The sequence below is a fragment of the Pseudomonadota bacterium genome (assembly GCA_039815145.1).
GTDB lineage: Bacteria > Pseudomonadota > Gammaproteobacteria > Steroidobacterales > JBCBZW01 > JBCBZW01.
In genome coordinates, this window is record JBCBZW010000205.1 from 1 (window position 1) to 6,324 (window position 6,324).

6 protein-coding genes are annotated in these 6,324 nt (G+C 68.0%); all 6 read right to left on the reverse strand.

The window, feature by feature from the left end; translation table 11 throughout:
• A partial coding sequence (gene hypE, locus AAF184_24200) for a hydrogenase expression/formation protein HypE (protein ID MEO0425458.1) occupies nt 1-916 on the reverse strand: 916 nt, incomplete at its 3' end.
• A complete protein-coding gene (gene hypD, locus AAF184_24205; GenBank protein MEO0425459.1) occupies nt 913-2,067 on the reverse strand; it encodes a hydrogenase formation protein HypD in 1,155 nt (384 codons plus the stop codon). The genes hypE and hypD, both read right to left, overlap by 4 nt.
• The gene (locus tag AAF184_24210; GenBank protein MEO0425460.1) at nt 2,064-2,753 is read right to left on the reverse strand and encodes an SIS domain-containing protein; all 690 of its coding nucleotides are present in this window, start codon (nt 2,751-2,753) and stop codon (nt 2,064-2,066) included. The genes hypD and AAF184_24210 overlap by 4 nt, the downstream gene beginning before the upstream one ends.
• A complete protein-coding gene (locus AAF184_24215; protein ID MEO0425461.1) occupies nt 2,750-3,055 on the reverse strand; it encodes a HypC/HybG/HupF family hydrogenase formation chaperone in 306 nt (101 codons plus the stop codon). The genes AAF184_24210 and AAF184_24215 overlap by 4 nt, the downstream gene beginning before the upstream one ends.
• A gap of 3 nt (nt 3,056-3,058) precedes the next feature.
• Nucleotides 3,059-5,467, reverse strand: coding sequence for a carbamoyltransferase HypF (gene hypF / locus AAF184_24220; GenBank protein MEO0425462.1), 2,409 nt, complete (start codon nt 5,465-5,467; stop codon nt 3,059-3,061).
• Nucleotides 5,464-6,324, reverse strand: an 861-nt coding sequence (locus AAF184_24225; protein ID MEO0425463.1) for a hypothetical protein, incomplete at its 5' end; no start/stop codon positions are given. The genes AAF184_24225 and hypF, both read right to left, overlap by 4 nt.

Genomic DNA, 6,324 nt, shown 5'->3' on the forward strand with positions numbered 1-6,324 from the left:
CTGCCTGCGATGCCGGTGCGATCGCCATCACCTTGCCCTCGTTGGCGAGGTAGAGGGGATCGAGGCCGAGGATCTCGCACATGCCGCGCACCGCATCGCGCACGGGCAGGGCCCGTTCGTGCAGGCGGATGGCGGTGTTGCTGGCCTGGGCGAACTCGTTCGCCACCGTGGCGATGCCGCCGCGGGTGGCGTCGCGCATACAGCGCAGTTCGGGGCAGGCCTCGAGCATCGTCTCGATCAGACCGTTCAGGGGCTGGCAATCGGACTCGATCGTGTTCTCCATGGCGTACTCGCCACGGGCGTCGACGATGGCGGCGCCGTGATCGGCCACCGCGCCGTTCACCAGCAGCACATCGCCGGGGCGGATCGCACCAGCGTGCAGCTCGCGACCGGCCGGGATCACGCCGACGCCTGCAGTGTTGATGAACAGCTTGTCGGCCGCACCGCGGTGAACCACCTTGGTGTCGCCGGTCACGATGGCCACGCCGGCCGCGTCCGCCGTGCGCTTCATGGACGCCACGACGCGTCGTAGCACCTCCACCTCCAGCCCGTCCTCGATGATCATCCCGCAGGTGAGGTAGTGGGGCCTGGCGCCGGACACGGCGAGATCGTTCACCGTGCCGGTGACCGCGAGCTCGCCGATGTCGCCGCCGGGGAAGAACAGGGGGTCGACGACGTAGGAGTCTGTCGTGAAGGCCAGCTGGTCACCGGCCTTCGCGATCGCGTTCAGGGGCAAGCGCGCCTGGTCATCAAGATCGGACAGGTGCGGGTTGTCAAAGGTGCCGACGAAGACGTCCTCGATGAGGTCGCGCATCGCCTTACCGCCCGCGCCGTGGGCGAGGGTGATGCGGTCCGCGTGGAGCGTCCGACGGGGGCGCGTGGATGCCGCGCCGTTGGCGAGGATCGTAGAACTCATGAGCTGATCGCCTCTTTCGTTTCACGTCGCGCCAGCAACGCCTGTAGGTCACCGAAATTGTGGTAAGCCGCGCACGCCCCCTCGGAGGAGACCATGAGTGCCCCCAGGGGCGTCTGCGGGGTGCAGGCGGTGCCGAACACCTTGCATTCCCAGGGCCGAATGGATCCCTTCAGTACCTCGCCGCATTGGCAGGATTTCGGGTCGGCGATGCGCAGGTTGGGCACCGTGAACTTGCGCTCGGCGTCGTAGCGCGCGTAGGCGTCACGCACGCCGACGCCCGAATGGTCGATCGAGCCGAGGCCGCGCCACTCGAAGAACTCGCGCAGCTCGAACACCTTGGTGATGGCCTCGAGGCCGGGCGGGTTGCCGTGGGCGGCGACCACGCGGGCGTACTGGTTCTCCACCGCGCAGCGCCCGTCGGCCAGTTGCTTCACGGCCATCCAGATCGACTGCAGGATGTCGAGGGGTTCGAAGCCGGTGATCACCAGCGGCTTGCCGTAGCGCTCGGCGACGAAATCGAAGGGACGTTCGCCCACCACCATGCACACGTGGCCCGGGGCCAGGAAGCCGTCGAGGCGCATGTCCGGGGAATCCAGGATCGCCTTGATCGTCGGCACGGTGGTGATGTGGTTGCAGAAGAGGGAGAAGTTCTCGATGCCTTCTTCCTCGGCCTGCAACACGGTCAACGCCGTGCTCGGCATGGTGGTCTCGAAGCCGAGGGCGAAGAAGATCACTTCGCGATCGGGGTGGCGACGCGCCAGCGCCAGCGCATCCAGCGGGGAGTAGACCATGCGCACGTCCGCGCCTTCGGCCTTCGCCTGCAGCAAGCTCTTGCGCGAGCCTGGTACGCGAATCGCATCGCCGAAGGTGGTGAAGATTACGTTCGGGCGCTCAGCCAGGGCGACGCAGTCATCCACCCGACCCATGGGCAGCACGCACACCGGGCAACCGGGGCCGTGCACCAGCTCTATCCAATCCGGCAGCATCGGTTCGATGCCGTAGCGGAAGATCGTGTGCGTGTGGCCACCGCAGAATTCCATTAGCTGGAGCGGGCCTTCGGGGCGATCGGCGAAGTGCGGTGCGAGGCCGTCGATCGCCCGCAGCACGGCTTTGGCGGCGTCCGGGTCGCGGAATTCGTCGACGAACTTCATGCGTTGTGCTCCGGGCTGGCGAGGCATCCCCGATCGTCGGCGAGGAGCGTGTGCACCACGTCCCACAGGATGTGGTAGGCGGCCACGTGCGATTCCTGCACGCGGTGGATGGAGCTGGACGGCACCACCAGGCAGTGCTCGACGAGGCCGCTGCTGGCCATGTCGCCGCCGTCACCGCCGCACAGGCCCAGGGAGACGAGGTTCAGTTGCCGGGCGCGCCGGAACGCGGCCGTGAGATTGGTCGAGTTACCGCTGGTGGAGAAGCCGATGAGGCCATCGCCGGGCTTGGCGTGCGCCTCGAGTTGGCGGGCGAAGAGTTGTTCGACCCCCACGTCGTTGCTCACCGCCGTCATCATCGCCGCGTCCATCACGAGGTTCATCGCGGGCAGGGCGGGGCGGCCGGTGGTCACCGGGTGTTGGAATTCCACGGCGAAGTGGGCGGCGTCACAGCTGGAGCCGCCATTGCCCATGGCGAACATGCGGCCACCGTTGGCGTAGACGCGGGCGATGGCCCGTGCGGCGTCCAACAGGGCGCGGGCGTTCTCGGTGAAGAAGCGTTCCTTCACGGAGAGGCTGTCCTGGCATTTGGCAGCGATCGAGCGCAACGCAGCCTCTTCCTGGCGCGCCTCGTCCTGGCGCTCGCCGTGCAGGAAGGGGTAGAGCGCTTGCAGGGTGGCATCGCTCATGCCGTGACCTCCTCCTTGCCGGGGCCGGCCTCACTCGCCTGCATGGCGGCGATCTCCTCCTGCGCCTCGCCGAGTTCCGTGAGCAGTTGCAGGGTGATGGCCGCTTCGCGTTCGTCGATGCGGCTCATCGCGAACCCGACGTGCACCAGCACCCAATCCCCCACGCAGCGGTCGATGGGATGCTGCTCGTCCACCACGCAGGCGATGTTGACCGTGCGCCGCACGCCACTCACGTCCACCACCGCGAGGCGGCGGCGCGCATCGCTGATCTCGACGATCTGTCCCGGAATACCCAAGCACATCGTTTACTGCTCTCCCTGACGTTGCTGCTGCAGTTGGGCCAGCCCGATCAGTGCTTGGCCGAAGGAAAGTCCCCCATCGTTGCTGGGGACCTGGCGATGGGTGAGCACGATGAAGCCCTGCGCTCGAAGGCGCGTGCTCACCTGCTCGAGAAGCACGGCGTTCTGGAAGACACCGCCTGAGAGGGCGATGTGATGCACGACGCGCTCCTCATCGCGCGTCGCGAGCACTCGCACCGCGTGGGCGATCGCCTTCGCCAGCCCCTTGTGGAAGCGCGCGGCCATGATCGGCACCGGCGTCTTCAGGATCAGATCACCGAGCAGGGCGTTCCACATGGCCAGAGGCTCGAGGTAGGGCAGGCCCGTACCTCCTTCGCGCGGGAGCGTGAAGGGATAGGCCAGCTGATCGGTCTCGTGCGCGAGGCAATGCTCGTCGACCAGCGCTTCGAGTTCGACGGCCGCTTGCCCCTCGTAGCTCACCCGCTCGCGGCAGATGCCCATCGCCGCGGCGACGGCGTCGAACAGCCGCCCGCAGGAGGATGCCGGCGGCGCGTTCGTGCCCTTCGCCAGCATGGCGTTGAGCGCCGCCAGGGGCTTGCCCTCGAGGTACGCGTGCAGCTCTAGCTCGTTGAAGTTCATGCGAAACGCGCCCCAGCCCATCTGCGCCACGATGTGCGCATAGGTGTTGCGCCACGGCTCGTGCATCGCCTGCTCGCCGCCTAGCAGGGCGACTGACTTCACGCTGCCGAGGCACTCGACGCTCCTGTAATCGCCGAGCAGGAACTCGCCGCCCCACAGGGCGCCGTCAGCGCCTAGCCCTAAGCCGTCCATGGCGACGCCGAGCACGGGGCCACCGTCCAGGGGCCACCCGTTCTCGCCTAAGCACGCTGCGATGTGGGCATGGTGGTGTTGCGCACGTAGTACCCCCAGCCCTTCGCGCTCCGCGCGCTCTAAGCCCGTCTTGGTGGACATGTACTCGGGGTGGTGGTCGAGCACGACGTGCGACGGCGCATGCTCGAAGAGCCCTTCGTAGAGCTTCAGGGAGCGCTGGTACGCGTCGAGGGTGGTGGCCTCGTGCAGGTCACCCATGTGCTGCGACAGGATCGCCCGCGGGCCGTCGACCACGCAGAAGGTGTTCTTGAGGTCACCGCCCATGGCCAGCAAGCTCTGGTTGCAGGCGAAGCCCGGGGGGAGGTCGATGGGTGCAGGCGCGTAACCCCGCGCTCGGCGTAGCACGCGCAGCTCGCCGTCGACGACGCGGGTGACCGAGTCGTCGACGCGATTCTCGATGTCGCGGTCGTGCACCAGGGCGAAGTCGCAGATGGGGTTCAGGCGCCGCATCGCCTCGTCGTTGTGCGTGCACTGGGGCTCGTCGCTGACATTGCCGGAGGTCATCACCACGGGGGCCTTGAAGCGCTTGAGCAGCATGTGGTGCATCGGTGTGTAAGGCAGCATGAAGCCCAGCGTTCGCTGTCCCGGGGCGAGGCCCGAGGCAAGGCCGCAGTCCGCGCGGGCCTTGAGCACTACGATCGGCGCTTCAGGGCTTTCCAGGGCGGCGCGTTCCTGGGCTGATACCTCGCAGTAGCGCTCGATCATCTCCACGTTCGTGGCCATCAGGGCGAAGGGCTTGTCGTAGCGGCGCTTGCGCTCGCGCAGGCGGGCGACGGTCGACTCGTTACGGGCGTCGCAGGCGAGGTGGTAGCCGCCGATACCCTTGATGGCGACGATCTCGCCCTTGAGGATGAGGTTGCCGGCCGCGTCCACGTCGTCCAGCTGTGTGAGCGTGTCCAGGCACACCACGTGGCCGTCGGTGCGCACGAGGCGGGCGCGGGGGCCGCAGGCGTGGCAGGCGACGGGTTGGGCGTGGAAGCGACGGTCTGCGGGATCCGCGTACTCCTCGGCGCAGTCGGCGCACAGGGAGAACTCGGCCATGCTGGTCGTGGCCCGGTCGTAGGGGACCTCGCGGATGATGCTCAGGCGCGGTCCGCAATGGGTGCAGTTGGTGAACGGGTAGCGGTAGCGACGACTGAACGGATCCATCGTCTCCGCGACGCATGCCGGGCAGCTAGCCGCGTCCGCCGCGATGTCCGTGCGGCTGCCACTGCTGGCACTGGCGTCGATGGTGAAGGATGCGGGGGCGTCTTCGTCCTCGGTCGTCTCGGGGCTGCGCTCCACCGAGCGAATCCGGGCGAGGGGCGGCGCGTCGCGTTCGATGCGTTGCACGAAGGCATCGAGTATGTGAGGTGCGGCCCAGGCGTCGATCAATACGCCGTCACCGTCATTGCGGGCGTGGCCGCGAACCCCCATCTCGCGCGCCAGGCACCAGACGGTCGGGCGAAAGCCCACCCCCTGCACGGTGCCGCGCACGCGGATGCGTTCGCGGCGGTAGGCGACCGCGTCCGCGATGGCGTTCATAGGGCGGTGCGCCAGAGGCTAACGCGGTTGTTGCCCGAGTCGGCCACCACCACCGTGTCGCCGCAGCTGGTGATGCCGTAGGGCCAGCACAGGCTGTCGGCGGTGGGCATCTGCCAGCGGTTGTCGCCCTTGTCATGGAAGGTGGCCTGCCCCGCGAGGGCCCGCGCCGCGGCGTTGTCGGCGAGGTCGTCGATATGCCAGCCGAGCAAGCGGGAGCTCGCCGTGTCCGCCGTGAGCAACCAGTCCCCGACGGCGGTGAGGTCGTAGGGCATGTTGAGGGTGTTGGCGCGGGGCCAGTAGAGGGATTGGTTGTGGTCGACCCCCTCGGCGTTGGCTTGGCCGAGGATGATGTCACAGGGCTGACCGTCCGCCTGAGGCAACCCGCGCCAGACCATAATGCGGTTGTTGCCCGCGTCGGAGACGCACAAGTGTCCCTTCCACAGCGCGACGCCGTGGGGCCAACGCATGCTCATGGCGGAGGGGTCGCTGCCGGCGTTCTCGTCGCGGCAGGTGAAGTCGCGTTGGCCGAGCACGCGATCCGCTGGCTGGCCGTTCTTCGTCGGGATGTCGTCCCAGATCAACACACGACGGTTCTCGGCGTCGGCGACGAAGAGTTTGCCGTCGGCGGCGCCCACGCCGTACGGCCAGTAGAGCGTATCCGCGCTCGGCGCGTCCGCACCGCGGTTAGGTAGGTCTTCGTCGAAGTTCGCCTGGCCGAGCACCACGTCCGGTGCCACATGCGAGTCGGTGGGCGCGCGATGCCAGAGCAGCACGCGGTGGTTCCAGGCGTCCGCCACCGCCATGCCGTGCTCGCCAAAGCGGCACACCCCGGTGGGGACGTTCAAGGTGGTCGGGCC